The following is a 15,610-nucleotide window of genomic DNA, read 5'->3' on the forward strand; positions in this document are numbered from 1 at the left end:
ACGGGAGGCGTGCTGTCATATCTCAGGACAGCACCTGATCCAACGTGAGGAACAACACATTTCCCGCCACATTCGCGGCGGATCCGATCCGGGCCGCTCGTCCGCCCCCGCCGTTCGAGTGCAGCCAGACGAATCCGTGCTCGGCCAGATCGACGGTGCGCGGCAACACCGCCGCCACCGCCGCGGGATCGGCCACATCGTCCAGGCTGACGCGGGCGGGCTGGGCGCGCAGCGAGGGCCACGCCGCCGCGAAGCCGGGATGCAGCGGCCGCGCGTCCACCTCTTCCTCTGGGACCCAAGCCAATTCGGCGCTCTCCCGATTCGCGGTGGTGGCCAGTGGCTCGGGCACATCGGCGACGACGGTGGTGTAGGTCCAGCCGCTCGGCGCGGTCGCGGTCACCCGCTCGCCGCGCACCCGCACCGCCGCCGGCACGATCCCGGCCTCCTCGTGCGCTTCCCGCACCGCGGCGTGCACATTGCTCTCGTGACTGTCGCGGGCACCGCCGGGCAGCGCCCAGGTGCCACCCTGATGACTCCACGGCGCCCGATGCTGCAACAGCACCATCGCGCCCCCGCCTGCCTGCGGCGCCCGCAGCAACAATCCCGCAGCCCCGAACAGGCCCCACTGCCGCGTCCCGTCGGGGGAATGCACAAAGCCGTCTCCGTCACCACGCATATTCGCCTCGTCCCACTCTCGCCGGCACGGCCGTTCGGCTGCCACGGCGGGGCGACACACCCCCGACGGCGCCGGTACGACCACAATAAGCTCAGTCCAACGCCGCATGGGCCGGACCGCGATCGGAGGTGGGTATGACGCGCAGCACGCAACCGCGGCTGGACGAGCTGTCCCCCCGCGCCGCGGCCGCCGCCGTCCGCCGCCGCCTCGACGCCTCCGATCTGCGGGCTTTCCTGCACTCCTCGCCGGCGAAATTGATCGCCGTCGGGTTACTGCTGTTGATCATGTGCCTGCTCGCCGGAGTGGTGACGGCGGCCGCGGTCAGCAGCCGGCAGCACGCCCTGGACCATCTGCTGGACGAATCCGAACCGGACGCGTATTCCGCTCAGCGCCTGTACGCCTCGCTGTCGGTGGCCGACGCGGCCGCGGGCACCGCGTTCATCTCCGGCGGCCTGGAACCCGAGCCGGTCCGCGACCGCTACAGCCAGGCCGTGGGCCAGGCCTCGGCGGAACTGGTGGCCCAATCCGACGCCGGCACCGGCGTTTCCGGCGACAGCGACCCCGACAGCCGCCTGCGCACCGGCATCGCCACCGAACTACCGGTCTATACCGGACTGATCGAAACCGCGCGCGCGAACAATCGCGAGGGGCATCCGGTGGGCGCGGCCTACCTCAGCGAGGCATCGAACCTGATGCAGACCACCATGCTGCCGATGGCACGCGAGCTCCAGGAACACCGGTCCGACGCCATCACCGAGACCCAGCACCGCCACGTGCAACCGCCCTGGGCCGCGATCGTGCTGCCGATCCTGAGCCTGGCCGCACTGATCGCCGCGCAGGTGTACCTCGCTCGCCGCTGGCAACGGCTGTTGAATCCGGGTCTGCTGCTGACCTCGGGCACTCTGCTGATCCTGTTGGCATGGACCGTGATCGCCGGATCGGTGTCGGCCGTGGCCACCCTGCACGGCCGCGACGACGGCGCGGTGCCGACCTCGGAGCTGACCGAGAGCCGCATCCTCACCCAGCAGGCCCGCGCCGCCGAGACCCTGAAGCTGGTACGCCGCGACGCCAGCGGCGACTACGACCACATCTACGACGACGCCATCACCAAACTGACCGCGCTGCTCACCCGTTATCCGCAGGACGCACCGGGTTCCGGTGATGTCGGTACCGCGCGCGGGGCGCTGGACCGCTGGCGCGAGGCGCACCAGCGCATGAACGACGCGCTGGGCCGCGGCGATTTCCCCGGCGCGAGCGTCGTCGCGATCGGGCCCGGGGCCGACGGCGCCGCCGCCGATGTGGAGGCGTTGGACAACGCGCTCGGCGAGGGCATCTCGGATGCCCGCAACAGGTTGCGCGGTGAGGTTTCCGACGCCGCCCGTGCGCTGGATCTGCTTTCGCCGGGTGCGCTGCTGTTGTCGGTGCTCGCCGCGTGCTTCGTGGTGGCGGGGCTGTGGCCGCGGCTGCGGGAGTACCGATGAGGGCGCGCGCGCTCGCTCTGCTGCTGGCCGTGGTGGCGCTGGCCGCGGGCGGTTGCGACGGTGACCCGGCCGCGCCGCCGCCCGATCACACCGTCAGCTATACCGAGCCGCCGCTGCCCGCGAAAGCCGCTCCGGCGCAGACACACTCGCCATTGCCGCCGGAGACCGACCAGAATTGCGACGCGACGGCCAGTCTGCGGCCCGACGGGGCGGCAGGCGGCCCCACGGTGGATGCCATCCGGGCGCGGGGGCGATTGCTGGTCGGACTCGATCCGGGCACCAACCTGTTCAGCTTCCGTGATCCGATCACGGGCACGCTGGCCGGTTTCGACGTCGACATCGCCAAGGAGATCGCCCGCGACCTGTTCGGCGACCCGGAGCGGGTCGAGTACCGCATCCTCGGCTCCGCCGATCGCGAACGGGCCCTGCAGGAACACACCGTCGACGTGGTGGTCAAGACGATGACGATCACCTGTGCGCGGCGGGAGCGGGTGGCCTTCTCCAGCACGTATCTGATGTCGCATCAGCGGGTGCTGGCGGTGAAGAACTCCGGCATCAACGGCCTCGCCGACCTGGCCGGGAAGCGTGTGTGCGTGGTGAGCGGCACGACGTCGCTGGACCTGATCCGCCGCAGACAACCCGCCGCCTCGATCATGACCGTGCCCGCCTGGGCCGACTGCCTGGTGGTGCTGCAGCAGCGCCAGGTCGACGCGATCAGTACCGACGACGCGGTGCTGGCCGGTCTGGTGGCGCAGGACCGCTCCTACACGGAGGTAGTCGGCGAGAATCTCAGCGACGAGCCGTACGGCGTCGGCGTGCCGAAGGGCAACGACGACATGGTGCGCTTCGTCAACCGCACCCTGGACCGCCTGCGCACCGACGGCACCTGGAACCGCTTCTACCAGAAGTGGTTGACGGTACTGGGCCCCTCCCCGGGCCCCCCGCAACCGAAATACCAGGACTGACCCATGCCCGACCCCAGCGAAACCCCACCCGCCCATCCCCCCTCCGAACATCCGGACCCCGAGCACGCCAACCACCCCCCAACCCGATCAACCCCCACCGAAACCACCGCCTCCGACGACACGGCAGCAGACCGCCCGGACACCCAGCCCTCCGACCAACGCCGAGCAACCCCGAGCCCCACCAAAACCTCCCACACCCCCGCTGCTCCCGACAACACAGCCGAACAGCCAGGCACCCAGCGCACCGACCCACCACAGACGACAGCTGCCTCCACCGAGGCCACCCGCGCCACACCCCATAACGACACGACGGCCGAGCAGGCAGGTACACGACTGGCCGACGCGCCGCCGAGCCGGGCGGTTGGCGCCGAAACCTCCCGCGCCCCGGCTGCTTCCGACAACACAGCCGTACAACCAGGCACCGACCCGCCACAGGCGACAGCTGCCTCCGCCGAGGCCACCCGCGCCACACCCCATAACGACACGACGGCCGAGCAAGCGGGTACGCGGCGGGCCGACGCGCCGCACACTCGGGCGGTTGGTGCCGAAACCGGTCGGGCGGCGCGGGTTTCCGGCGGGTCGGGGGAGGAGTCGGGGACTGCGGCGATGGCGGCGACCGGGGCGATGGACGAGACCTCGCGGGGTGGGGTGGGTCGGACGTCGGGGCGCAGTGGGCGGACGGCTCGCACTCGGCCGTCGGTGCGGCGGCTCGGGGCAGGGCTGGTGCAGATCTCGCCGGTGCCGCCGGTGGATCCACGGGACGTGGTGTTGACCGATCCGGTGGTGTCGGAGGGGCGGCGGTTCTGCTGGCGTTGCGGGAAACCGGTCGGGCGGGCCAGTGCGACGCGACCTTCGACCACGGTCGGCACGTGTGAAACATGCGGTGCGCCTTACGATTTCCGGCCGTATCTGCGGCCGGGAGAGATGGTCGCCGGTCAGTACGAGATCCAGGGCTGCCTCGCGCACGGCGGGCTGGGCTGGATCTTCCTCGCCGTGGACCGCAATGTCAGCGACCGCTGGGTGGTGCTGAAGGGCCTGCTGCACGGCGGCGACGCGGAGGCGCAGGCGGTGGCCGTCGCCGAACGCCGATACCTGGCCGAACTGGCCCATCCCAGCATCGTCAAGATCTACAACTTCGTCGAGCACCCCAGCCCCGAGGGCGTCCCCGTCGGCTACATCGTGATGGAGTACGTCGGCGGCCGTTCGCTGCGGGATCTGCTGGACGGTTATCGGCGCCCGCGGCGCATGCCGGTCACCGAGGCCATCGCCTACGTGCTCGAGATCCTGCCGGCGCTGGAGTACCTGCACTCGCTGGAACTGGCCTACAACGATCTCAAGCCCGACAACATCATGGTCACCGACGACCAGGTCAAACTGATCGACCTGGGCGCGGTCTCGGTCTTCGAGGGGTACGGAAACCTCTACGGCACCAGGGGTTTCCAGGCGCCGGAGATCGCGAGGACGGGCCCGACCCCCGCCTCGGACATCTACACGGTGGGCCGCACCTTGGCCGCGCTCACCTTGAACCTGCCGACCGAGCAGGGCCGCTACCTCGACGGCCTCCCGGATCCGGCCGACGAACCGCTGCTGACGCGACACGAGTTCTATCACCGGCTGCTGCTGCGGGCCACCGACCCCACGCCGACCCACCGCTTCCCTTCGGCCCGGGTGATGACCACGCAGCTGGCGGGCGTGCTGCGGGAAATCCTGGCCGCGGAGACCGGCGTCGAACACCCGCAACTGTCGACGACGTTCAGTCCCCCGCGCACGAGTTTCGGCACCTCCGAGCTGGTCGCCCAGACCGATTCCTACGCCGACGGCATCGAACGCAGCAAGAAGCTGGCCGCCCGCGACGTCGCCGCCGCGCTGCCGGTCCCGCTGATCGATCCGGCCGATCCCGCGGCCGCCCTGCTGGCCGGGACCGTGCACCCGCAACCGCGGCACGCGCTCGACGCGGTGCGCACCGCCCGCGAGCGCGCGGCCGCCGAACCGGGCGGAGCGCCGGAGAACTTCGAGATCGAGGCCACCTTCACCGAGGCCCGCATCCAACTGGACCTGGGCCGTCCGGCGGCCGCGCGGAAATTGCTGCGGCGCACCGACGCCGACGATTGGCGCACCGACTGGTACCTGGGCCTGGCCGGACTGCTCGACCTCGACTACGAGAACGCGTTCGGCCACTTCGACACGGTGCTGTGCGCCCTGCCCGGCGAGATCGCCCCCAAACTGGCACTGGCCGCCACGGCGGAACTTGTTCTGCAGCACTGGGATTCGCCCGATCCGGCGCAGTGGCGCAACTATGCCGAGAAGTTCTACGCCACCGTCTGGCGCACCGACCGCGGCGTGGTGAGCGCCGCCTTCGGACTGGCCCGGCAGCTGGCGGCGAGCGGCCGCGTCACTGAGGCGGTCCGGGCGCTGGACGAGGTACCGGCGGCCTCGCGGCACTACACGGAGGCCCGGATGACCGCGGTGCTGATGCTGCTTACCGAGGTGCCGGTGGACGAACTCGACGAAGCGACCGTGCACCTCGCCGCCGCGCGGGTGCAGGCGCTGCCGCCGGGCGAACACCGCGCCGGTCAGATGCGGTTGCTGGTGCTCGGCTCGGCGCTGGCGTGGCTGCACGCCGGGCATACCGCCGAACCCGGCACGACGCTGTTCGGCGAGCCGTTCACCGAGCGCGGGCTGCGGCACGGGGCCGAGACGGGACTGCGCGGGCTGGCCCGGACCGCGCCCGGCCGCACCCACCGCTACGCGCTGGTCGACCTGGCCAACGCCATTCGTGCCAAGACCTGGTTCTGAGACGGCGGCGGGTGGCCGCTATGTCACCAGCCGGGCCGCGGCACGGGCAATCGCCAGTTCCTCGTTGGTAGGGACCACCAGCACCGCGACCTCTGCGCCGTCCGGTGAGATGTACCGCGCCGCACGGTCTTTCGCGGCATTACGGTTCGGATCGACGGAGATGCCGAATCGTTCCAGCCCGGCCAGCGCGTCAGCCCGCACCCGGACATTGTTCTCCCCGACCCCGGCGGTGAACGTGATCGCGTCCACCCGGCCCAATTCCACCAGATAAGCGCCCAGGTAGCGGCGCAGCCGGTGCACGTAGACCTGGTAGGCGAGCCGCGCCGCCCGGTCCCCGGAGTCGATGAGCCGGAACAACTCCCGGAAGTCGTTCACCCCGGACAGGCCCTTGATCCCCGAGTCGCGATTGAGCAGGTCATCGATGCCGTCGATGTCGAGTCCGGCCGTCCGCGCGAGGTGCGGGATGATCCCCGGATCGATATCGCCGGAGCGGGTGCCCATCACCAGCCCCTCCAGCGGCGTGAGCCCCATGCTGGTGTCCACCGCCCGGCCGCCCCGGATCGCCGACGCCGAGGCGCCGTTGCCGAGATGGAACACGATCTGGTTCAGATCCTCCGGGTCGCGGCCCAGCAGCCGTGCCGCCTGCTCCGAGACGTACTCGTGGGAGGTTCCGTGAAACCCGTATCGGCGAATTCCGTGCGCGGCAGCAACTTTCGCGTCTATCGCATAGGTCTTGGCGGCGTCCGGCAGGCCGTGGAAGAACGCCGTATCGAACACGGCGACCTGCGGGACATCGGGCAACAGCGCACGCGCCGACTCGATCCCGGTCACATTCGCCGGATTGTGCAGCGGCGCCAGCGAAGACAGCTCATCGATCGAACGCACCACCGCGTCGTCGATCAGCGTGGGCCGGTAGAAGACCTCACCGCCGTGCACGACGCGATGCCCGACCGCCGTCAGTCCCGCGGCGGCCAGATCCTGGCCGGAGCGGGCGAACAGGTCGAACACGATCCGCAGCCCGGCCGCGTGGTCGGGCACGGCGCCGTGGTGCTCGAGGGTGCGCCCGGCACTGTGATGTTCGACCGTGGGCGCGTCCGAGGCGACCTGCTCGCCGATCCGGGACACCAGCCCCGACGCCGCCACCGCTGCCGAATCCGGGTCCAGCAGTTGATATTTGATCGACGAGGAACCCGAGTTGAGCACCAGGACCTGCATCGCACGCCTCCTGTCCGCCACGGAACTCCGTTCCGGGCAACGCCGGGAATCTGCCGCTCATTCCTGCCGGGTCGTTCCGGGCAACGCCGCTAATCCGCCGCTCATTCCTGCCGGGTCCGGGCTTGCGCCTGGATGGCGGTGATCGCCACGGTATTGACGATGTCGGCGACCAGGGCGCCGCGCGACAGGTCGTTGACCGGCTTGCGCAGGCCCTGCAGCACCGGCCCGATCGCCACCGCGCCCGCGCTGCGCTGCACCGCCTTGTAGGTGTTGTTGCCGGTATTGAGATCGGGGAAGATGAAAACCGTTGCCCGCCCAGCCACTTCGGAGTTCGGCAGCTTGGCGTCGGCCACCGTGGGCTCGATCGCGGCGTCGTACTGGATCGGCCCCTCCACCAGCAGCTGCGGCGCTCGCTCGTGCACCAGCTTGGTGGCGGTGCGCACCTTGTCGACATCGGCCCCGGTGCCGGACTCGCCCGTCGAATAGGACAGCATCGCGATCCGCGGTTCGATGCCGAACTGGGCCGCGGTGCGCGCGGAGGAGATCGCGATGTCGGCCAGTTGCTCGGCCGTCGGGTCCGGCACCACGGCACAGTCGCCGTAGGCCAGCACCCGGTCGGCCAGGCACATCAGGAACACGCTGGACACGGTGGACACACCCGGCTCGGTCTTGATGATTTCGAACGACGGCCGGATGGTGTGGGCGGTGGTGTGCGCGGCGCCGGACACCATGCCGTCGGCGATGCCCTTGTACACCATCATGGTGCCGAAATACGAGATGTCGGTGATCAATTCGCGGGCGCGCTCCACAGTCATGCCCTTGTGCGCGCGCAGCGCGGCGTACTCCTCGGCGAACTCGCCGCACAGGTCGCTGGTGCGCGGGTCGAGGACCTGCGCGGCGTCGATGTCGACATTGAGTTCGGCCGCGCGCCCGCGCACCACGGCCTCGTCACCGAGGATGGTCAGGTCGGCGATCTTGCGCTGCAGCACCCGGCCGGCGGCGCGCAGGATGCGGTCGTCGTCGCCCTCGGGCAGCACGATCCGGCGGCGGTCCGCGCGGGCCCGCTCCACCAGCTGGTACTCGAACATCTGCGGGGTCACCACGACCGACGCCCGCGGCACCGCGACCAATTCCAGCAGCCGGGGACCGTCCACCCGCTGCTCCATCAGCGCCAGCGCCGTGTCGACCTTGCGGATGCTCGACAGCGACACCCGGCCGCGGGTGCGGGCGGCGGCGTTGGCGGTGTCGAAGGTGCCCAGTGTGGTGGTGAGGATCGGCAACTTCGGCTTCAAGCCCTGGATCAGCCGCGCGATCGCCGGGTCGGGCAGCATGTCGCCGTTCATGATGATGCCCGACAGCGACGGAAAGCCTTCCGCCTCATGGGCGTTCACCAAAGCCAGCAGCGCGTCCGAGCGGTCGCCGGGCACGATGACGGCCACGCCGTCGGTCAGCCGCTCCAGGATGTGCTCGGCCGTCATGCCGCCGACCATGACCGACAGCGCCTCGCGCTGCATCAGTTCCGGGTCGCCGGAGTACAGCTTGCCGTCGATGGCCGTGCGCAGCTCGGTCATGGTGGGCGCGGTCAGCAGCGGCACCTCCGGCAGCGTCCACACCGGCGGGCCGACGGCCGCCACCGCGGCGGCGATCTCGTCGAGCCGGTCCGGGTCGCAGCGGTTGACCACGATGGCCGTCAACTGGGCGTGCTCCTGCGCCAGTTCGTCCTCGCACAGCTCGGCGACCTGAACGATCTGCTCGGGAGTGCGGCCGGAGCCGCGCAGCACCAGCAGCACCGGCGCGCCCAGGTTGACCGCGATCCGCCCGTTGTAGCGCAGCTCGCTGGGGCTGGCCACGTCGGTGTAGTCGCTGCCGACCACCACCACCGCGTCGCAGACCCTGGCGACCTCGTGGAACCGCATCACGATCTCGCTGATCGCCGCGTCCGGATCGGCGTGCACCTGCTCGTAGGTGACGCCGCAGGCCTGCTCGTAATCGATGTCGGCGGTGCAGTGCTCGAGCAGCAGCTCCAGGATGTAGTCGGGTTCCGTCGCCGAGCGCATGATCGGCCGGAACACCCCCACCCGCGGTGTGGTCGCGGACAGCAGCTGCAGCGCCCCCAGCGCCACCGTCGACTTGCCGGTGTCGCCCTCGAGCGAGGCGATGTACACGGTGGACGGAGTATCGGCCATGATCGAGAGCCTAGTAACCGAGCCGCCGCCTGGGTGACCGTGAAGTAGCAAATTTCCGGAAATCACAATCCGGCGGCCGGTGCGTCGTGTCGTCGCGGCGCCGGAATCGAATGCGGCGCCGCATGGTTGCACGCCGCATGACACTCGAGATCGGCACCATCCTCCCCACGTCGACCCCCGACCCGGGCCGTCCGATCCTCGGCGACGTGCGGGCCGCGGCCAGGTTCGCCGAGGAGGTGGGGCTGGATTCGGTGTGGTCCACCGACCACCTGATCGCGAGCGCGCCGATGCTGGAGAGCACCGCGGTGGTGGCCACCGCGGCCGCGGTCACCGAACGGATACAGGTCGGATTCGGGGTGCTGCTGCTGGCGCTGCGCCCACCGGCCTGGGTGGCCAAGCAGGTGGCCACGCTGCAGTACCTGTCCGGCGACCGGATCGTACTCGGCGTCGGCACCGGCAACCCCGCGCACGGCGACATCGGCTGGCGGGCGGCGGGCCAATCCTTCGCCGGCCGCGGCCGCCGCACCGACGAGGCACTCGCGATACTGCCGGACCTGATCGCCGGACGGACCGCCACCCTGCCCGACGGCACCGAGGCAGCGCTGTCGCCCGGCGCCACCGTGCCGCCGATCCTGGTGGCGGGCAACGGCACCGCCGCGCTGCGCCGCGCCGCGACCTACGCCGACGGCTGGATCGGGCTCAACCCCGATATCGACGAATTGGCCGGTCTCACAGCCGAATTGGCCGAGCTGGCGGCCGAGCGGAGCCGCCCCGTGCCGGCGGTCACCATCGTCGCGGCTCCGCCGGACGACCTGGCGCAGGCCGTCGACAAGCTGTCCGCGTACGCCGCGGCAGGCGTCACGCGCGTGATCGTGCCGCCGCGCGACGCCGACTGGAAGGCCGGATACGAATTCGCGGCGAAGGTGAAGTCGGCCTTGTGAATCGGGTTGGGGACCCGTCCCGGCATCCGAACCCGACACTCGGGCGCTTCGCCGTAGGATGCCACGCATGGCGGCACAGTTCCCGGACAGGCAGTGGGGGTCGCGAACGAGCCCACTCGGCCGCATGGCCGGTCCCTTCGCGGCGTCGAAACTCGGTTCCCTGATCGTCCGCAAACTCACGCCCCTAGACCGCAAGGTGCTCGAACGCACCCGGGGCCGGTACACCGTACTCGGCCCCATCGGCGCCCCGGTCATCCTGCTGACCACCACCGGCCGCAAAACCGGCCGCCCCCGCACCTCCCCGCTCCTCTACGTACACGACGGCGACACCCTGTACGTCATCGGCAGCAATTTCGGCCGACCCCACCACCCGGCATGGACGGCCAACCTACTCGCCACCCCCACCGCCACCGTCACCATCGCAGGCGAACGAATCCCCGTCCACGCCGCCCCGATCGAAGACCCCGCCCAAAAAGAAGAAATCTTCACCCGCTTCGTACAAACCACCCGCGCCTACGCCACCTACCGCACCCGAACCACCCGCAACCTCCGAATCTTCGCCCTCACCCACGCTTGACCGGTGACCCAACCCCTGACAGGTCTCGCTCGCTAAATCTTCGGCTGGTAATCTGAGTCAGCAGGGACTCCGTGGAGGGGACGATGAATAATCCCGGCATAGACTTCGGCCAAGCCGAGATAGAAGCGTTCAACAACGCCGCAGCTACAGGCAGCGTTCACTACGATGAAAATGCCGTTCGGCAGGCAGCACAGTTGTACCAGAATGCAATCGACACCTTGGTGGAAACCCGAACCAAGCTGTCCTCCATTCAAGACAACAGCGGATTCGGCGGATTTCGAACCGGTCAGGAACTACAGCAGGGTTTCTCAAACAAAGCCCGTAACGGTGTAGCGGTTATCAATCAGCTTATCGACGGCGCCATGCGCTTACAGGAAGCGTACCTGCGAGCAGGTGGGCTGATCGATGAGGCAGACAGGGTAAATTCGGACAGGTTGAAGATTGCATCGAAGTCTGCAGGAATGGGGAGTGGGCTCGCGTGAAGAAACTGAAAGCAGTAGCCCTTTCGATTCCCGTCATCGTCATTTTGTGTGGTTGTCACCATGACACGCACGACGCGGAGTCGCCGAGTTCTCCCAGCAGTCAGCAGCCGAGCATCAGCGTTTCGGTCGAATCCGCACCCGAACAGGATCCCGCCGGCAGACCACCGGTAGGCTTCGACCCGTGCTTCAGGATCGGTGACGCGCCAGTCAGCAGAGCCGGGTTCGACCCCAGCACACGAGAGCGCAGCGACCAGCTGCATACTGGCTACGCCTTCATCGGGTGCACTTTCGAACGCAAAGAGCAAGTTCGTGGCACAATGCACAGAGTAGGCTCCTTAACGATATCCTCGACTGACATAACTTTAGACCAATTCCGAGAACGCGAGCGTCGCGAAGGAACCGTAGCCACCGAAATAAATGTAAACGGTCGCGAGGCGATCTTATACAAACGGCCGGAAGGAGAGGCCTGCTTCGTGGTGATGAAAGGCCCAGATGCTGCTATCGACCTGCAGATCGATAGCAGCGCTGCCCTCACCCAATGGAGTGCGTGCGATCATGCGCAAGAAATCGCAGCGATTATCGAACCTGAGCTCCTCGGCCATTAATACTCTGCACGACGGTACACCAGTATCGTTGCAATGGCGCCGAAAGCCTGAGCTCAGTCTGTCCAGCCCGGTGTGAACGGCTCAATTCTCGGCGGCTCGGTTTCAGGGCGTTCGAGCGTAGCCGATGGCTGATCACCGCCCCAGCGTGATCTCGCCCAAGGCATGCAGGAGTCGCGATAGTTGTTCAAATCATACTGATAGTTGACATAAATCGAGCGGTTGAATACGTCGCGCTTCGGCCGGGAGCTTCTGCCAGTTGGTCCAGGAAGTTGCGGGCCACTCGGCACCTTGACCACTCGCGGTGCGTCAGCCTTCTCCAACGGAGTATCGGACAACTGGATCGCTATCGCCTCCAGCGTTTCTTTACGGTTCTGAGGATTGGGCACCGGATACTTTCCATCAACCTTCGTAGCGGTCATGCTCATATCCTTGCAAACGATCATCCCGTCCTCTATCGGCGTTCGGTACGGCACAATATGTAGATACGCCGTGCCGACACCTTCCGACTCGGGATGCGGTCTCAACACGTCGGGCTCTACCGCAGTTCCAGGATTATCGAACCACCCCGGATATCCATACTCGAAATTCAGAAACTCCGCGATAGTGTTGCTCTCGACGGCCGCCCGCACCATCTGCACTGTGCTGGACTCCAGATCGATATCTCCTTCAGCTGACCATCGGAAAGATATCGACCATGGAGTTGATCCGGGATCCTCGACACCAAAACCACATGAGGGCATGACAAAGACTGAGCATGTCGCTAGGACGAGGCGGAAAATAGTGTTGCGTCGATACAATTTCAATGCCCCCTCAGTACCGCACTCTTGTATTCGTCCAAAGAACTTGTATAATCCCCAATATTATGGCGATTTTCCAGAGTTGACTCCCGGAATGCAGACAGATTGATATCAAGTCCATCCATCCACGCGTCCGCGGTCGATTGAAAGGCCTTCGTGGCGTGAAAGTTCTGTTCAGTGCCGGCCGTACCGACAATATCGGTATAACTTTTCAATCGTCCGTTCTCGAGCCAGTCCGAAGGAAATGCTCCCGCGCGAGCGGGTATTTTCTCGAAGAAATTTGGATCTTGTGTCGACAATGCTTGGAGCATTGAATAGTGACGTTGAGCCAGGAGGTCGGTCTGCGACAGCTTCTGCTGAGCTTCCGGAATTCCCGCATACTCCGGCTTGACTTGTTCCGAAATTATCTTCCCTGCCGAATCCACAGCTATATCGGCTATCGGGTTGAACTTATCTCCTGCTGCTGTCGACAGGGCACCGGCAGCGAGATCAATATACAGTTTCTTGCGACCCGCCGCGTCCTCTGCCACCTCCTTGGCATCCAATCCGCGGTCGAATGCTTCGGCCCGTAGTCCTTGTTCTTGGTAGGCCATCAATCGTCCAGCAGCTTCCGCGTACTGGTTACGATCGTTCGAAGGTTGACCGGATAGTAACGCGTATTGTGCCGCGTATTCGTTCGTCTTGGCGATCATGGCGGTATTCCAGGCGCCAGACGAAACCTGGTCAGTATTGAAGAGGGTCGACAGACGAACGGCTTGCAGATCGCGGGCTTCGATATTGCCATCGCGCAGATGAAAATCAGGAGTATGGTTCGCGGGGGCACCGGCAATGTTGTCGAGATACGGAACCATGGCACCAGTCAACTGCTGGGTGAGGCCGGGATTGACCTGCCCGAGAGACTGGTTGTCGTGGCCCGGCATGTTCATCAAGGCCGCAAAAGACCCGAGCTGCCCCTGTTTCCCCCCTGCATCCGAAGTCAGGATAGCCGCGAGCCCCGAGGCCGCATGTCCGGCGAGCCGCGATTGCTCCTGCGTGACCGCCGGGTGTCCGTCGGTGGCCGGATGGGGCACGGCGTCTTCGCCGATCCAGTCGAACAGTTGTGGGGGCTGCTTGCCGTTCGAGTCTTCCCAGTCGAACTGGAGCAAAGGCTGGATGACCTTTTTCGGATCGTAGCCGTCCTCGACGGGCGGGCATCCTGGGACATCCTCGCCGGTGAGCAGCTGGGTCATGGCTGCATGGTTTCGACCGGATACCTCCAAGTAGTCCCGCATGATGCTCTCGGTGTCGGACTTGTCGGGCATACCCGGAACACCCGGACCACCCAGTCCGCTCGCCCAGCCGAGGTGGGCGGCTTGCCGGGTGAGCTCACGGGAAAATTCGGTACCGGGCTCATAGCCGGGGTCGGCCTCACCGAGCAAGTCGCTCAGACGGCGGCTGTCATCGAAGAACCGATGCTGCGCTGCCAGCTCATTTTCCGGAGGCGACGACGGATAGAACTGTGAATTGCCGTCGGGTCCACCGACGCGGGTCGATATGACTTTGCGGAGGTCTTCGGGAAGCTGCTGATAGCTGCCCGGAGACTGCAGGGTGCCGTCCGGATTACGCCCGGTGCCGACGCGTTCGTTGGATACGAGCATGAGTCCGTTGGCGAGAGCGTCTCTGCGCCCAGCCGCCAACGGGTTCCCGGCTTGCTCCTGGCCCTCGAGATGCTCACTGAGCGTGAGAAGCCCTTCCTTCCCGGCGCCTTGATAGAACGCTCGGTAGTACTGCTGAGTGGAAGCCGGCACAGTCGAGACTTCTTTGCCGTCCGCGAGATCCCGGAGATCCTGCTCACTGAGCATTCCCTGCGGCAGGTGGCCGGCAATCTCGTCCAGCTTGGCTGTGTCGATAGTTCCGTCCGGGTGCACCGCATCACGAACGGCTTTGCCGTCCTCATAGCCGAGCTTGCCGGTGTCGGCAGGCACGACAGCAGCGTCGATACCGTTGCCGATCAGATCACCGCGCGTCCGGACCTGTTCCGCCGCCGCGGTGACAGCTGTCGACACATCGCTGATGGCACCGGCGAAACTGTAGTAGGCGGCGTTGATCAGTCCTTGGTGATGATCGACTCGATCCTTGACTTTCTGCAAGTCCGCGCGGGTGATGTTGCCGCGCAGGACCGCCTGCCTCGTCTGAACTTCCCACCGGTCGGTTACCTGAAGGGGAAGGGGCGATTCCGTGTCGTTCTCGGCATCGGTGACCTTGCCGAGCACGATCCGCCGCTCGTCGGCGAGGCGGGACGCCGCTCCGCGTAGCGCCGCGGCAACGGCACGGACCTCCTCCGACAACTTGCGGCCCTCGGTGTACTCCGCGCTGAGCCGGTTGTAGGCGGCGTCACGAGCTGTGCCCGACCACGGCGTTCCCTGGAATTGGCCGACCATGCGTCCGAGCTGGGTCTCATACGCGCCGATGGCAACCTCGATCTCGGTGGCCCAGGCGGAAAGCCTTCCGGTATCCCACTTTTCGGCTTCACCACGTGTCGGCATCAGTGCTGGCCTCGTCCGTGGAAGTTCATCGAATCGAGGATCTGCCCGAACTGTTCATCAGTGGTCGAGAAGACGTGGGTCGACATGTTCACCAGGCCGGACAGCGTGCGGATGCGCTCGGCGACCCGGAGCCATGCACCTTCGGTGAACTCGCCGACCTGGGCGCACACCGCGCCCAGCGCGCAGCCGGGCAGAGCGGCACCCAACTGGTCGCCAGTCGCCCGGACGTTGATGTTGTCGATCTGAGCGGCTATGTCGTCGAGTGTGGTGACTAGCTTGTTCAGTTGGTCGACGTCTGCCCTGAGCATGGTGTGTCGTCCCCCTTCTGGTAGCGCAGGCTGCCCGACCGGGCGAGCCGCGCTCG

13 protein-coding genes are annotated in these 15,610 nt (G+C 67.0%); 7 read left to right on the top strand and 6 right to left on the bottom strand.

Translation table 11 applies throughout. The annotated features are described in order from the left end of the window. Window positions 1-22: 22 nt before the first annotated feature. Window positions 23-676 (bottom strand): NUDIX hydrolase, encoded by a 654-nt coding sequence (locus tag NWFMUON74_RS33225; protein WP_187685641.1) that lies wholly within the window; start codon window positions 674-676, stop codon window positions 23-25. 134 nt (window positions 677-810) lie between these two features. Here NWFMUON74_RS33225 and NWFMUON74_RS33230 point away from each other — a divergent pair, with 134 nt between their 5' ends. From NWFMUON74_RS33230 to NWFMUON74_RS33240, 3 genes are all read left to right on the top strand, one after another. Beyond that, a complete protein-coding gene (locus tag NWFMUON74_RS33230) occupies window positions 811-2,157 on the top strand; it encodes a hypothetical protein (RefSeq protein ID WP_187685642.1) in 1,347 nt (448 codons plus the stop codon). Further along, window positions 2,154-3,122, top strand: coding sequence for a glutamate ABC transporter substrate-binding protein (locus NWFMUON74_RS33235; RefSeq protein ID WP_187685643.1), 969 nt, complete (start codon window positions 2,154-2,156; stop codon window positions 3,120-3,122). The genes NWFMUON74_RS33230 and NWFMUON74_RS33235 overlap by 4 nt, the downstream gene beginning before the upstream one ends. Window positions 3,123-3,455: 333 nt before the next feature. Next, entirely contained in the window at window positions 3,456-5,918 is a 2,463-nt protein-coding gene (locus NWFMUON74_RS33240) for a serine/threonine-protein kinase (RefSeq protein WP_425300582.1), read from the top strand. 18 nt (window positions 5,919-5,936) lie between these two features. Here the strand turns inward: NWFMUON74_RS33240 and NWFMUON74_RS33245 are convergent, their stop codons facing one another. Both NWFMUON74_RS33245 and pta read right to left on the bottom strand, forming a co-directional pair. Further along, entirely contained in the window at window positions 5,937-7,133 is a 1,197-nt protein-coding gene (locus tag NWFMUON74_RS33245) for an acetate kinase (protein WP_187685645.1), read from the bottom strand. A gap of 101 nt (window positions 7,134-7,234) precedes the next feature. After that, complete coding sequence (gene pta / locus NWFMUON74_RS33250; protein ID WP_187685646.1) at window positions 7,235-9,319, bottom strand: phosphate acetyltransferase; 2,085 nt, start codon at window positions 9,317-9,319, stop codon at window positions 7,235-7,237. A gap of 137 nt (window positions 9,320-9,456) precedes the next feature. Here pta and NWFMUON74_RS33255 point away from each other — a divergent pair, with 137 nt between their 5' ends. The 4 genes from NWFMUON74_RS33255 (at window position 9,457) to NWFMUON74_RS33270 (ending at window position 11,924) form a co-directional block, all read left to right on the top strand. After that, on the top strand, window positions 9,457-10,260 hold the full coding sequence (locus NWFMUON74_RS33255; protein ID WP_187685647.1) for an LLM class flavin-dependent oxidoreductase: 804 nt from the start codon (window positions 9,457-9,459) through the stop codon (window positions 10,258-10,260). A 67-nt stretch (window positions 10,261-10,327) separates the two neighbouring features. After that, window positions 10,328-10,837: a nitroreductase/quinone reductase family protein gene (locus NWFMUON74_RS33260; RefSeq protein WP_187685648.1), complete on the top strand. Its 510-nt coding sequence runs from the start codon at window positions 10,328-10,330 to the stop codon at window positions 10,835-10,837. A gap of 83 nt (window positions 10,838-10,920) precedes the next feature. After that, window positions 10,921-11,319 carry a hypothetical protein gene (locus tag NWFMUON74_RS33265; protein ID WP_187685649.1) on the top strand — a complete coding sequence of 133 codons (399 nt, stop codon included), beginning with the start codon at window positions 10,921-10,923 and terminating at the stop codon, window positions 11,317-11,319. Beyond that, window positions 11,316-11,924 carry a DUF3558 domain-containing protein gene (locus NWFMUON74_RS33270; RefSeq protein ID WP_187685650.1) on the top strand — a complete coding sequence of 203 codons (609 nt, stop codon included), beginning with the start codon at window positions 11,316-11,318 and terminating at the stop codon, window positions 11,922-11,924. The genes NWFMUON74_RS33265 and NWFMUON74_RS33270 overlap by 4 nt, the downstream gene beginning before the upstream one ends. A gap of 53 nt (window positions 11,925-11,977) precedes the next feature. Here NWFMUON74_RS33270 and NWFMUON74_RS33275 read toward each other — a convergent pair whose 3' ends face one another. The 3 genes from NWFMUON74_RS33275 to NWFMUON74_RS33285 all read right to left on the bottom strand — a co-directional run bounded on the left by NWFMUON74_RS33275 (window position 11,978) and on the right by NWFMUON74_RS33285 (window position 15,554). Further along, on the bottom strand, window positions 11,978-12,562 hold the full coding sequence (locus tag NWFMUON74_RS33275) for a hypothetical protein (RefSeq protein WP_187685651.1): 585 nt from the start codon (window positions 12,560-12,562) through the stop codon (window positions 11,978-11,980). A gap of 161 nt (window positions 12,563-12,723) precedes the next feature. Continuing rightward, entirely contained in the window at window positions 12,724-15,246 is a 2,523-nt protein-coding gene (locus tag NWFMUON74_RS33280; RefSeq protein WP_187685652.1) for a TPR repeat domain-containing protein, read from the bottom strand. Continuing rightward, the gene (locus tag NWFMUON74_RS33285; RefSeq protein ID WP_187685653.1) at window positions 15,246-15,554 is read right to left on the bottom strand and encodes a hypothetical protein; all 309 of its coding nucleotides are present in this window, start codon (window positions 15,552-15,554) and stop codon (window positions 15,246-15,248) included. The genes NWFMUON74_RS33280 and NWFMUON74_RS33285 overlap by 1 nt, the downstream gene beginning before the upstream one ends. Window positions 15,555-15,610 lie beyond the last annotated feature (56 nt).

This window comes from Nocardia wallacei, assembly GCF_014466955.1.
GTDB lineage: Bacteria > Actinomycetota > Actinomycetes > Mycobacteriales > Mycobacteriaceae > Nocardia > Nocardia wallacei.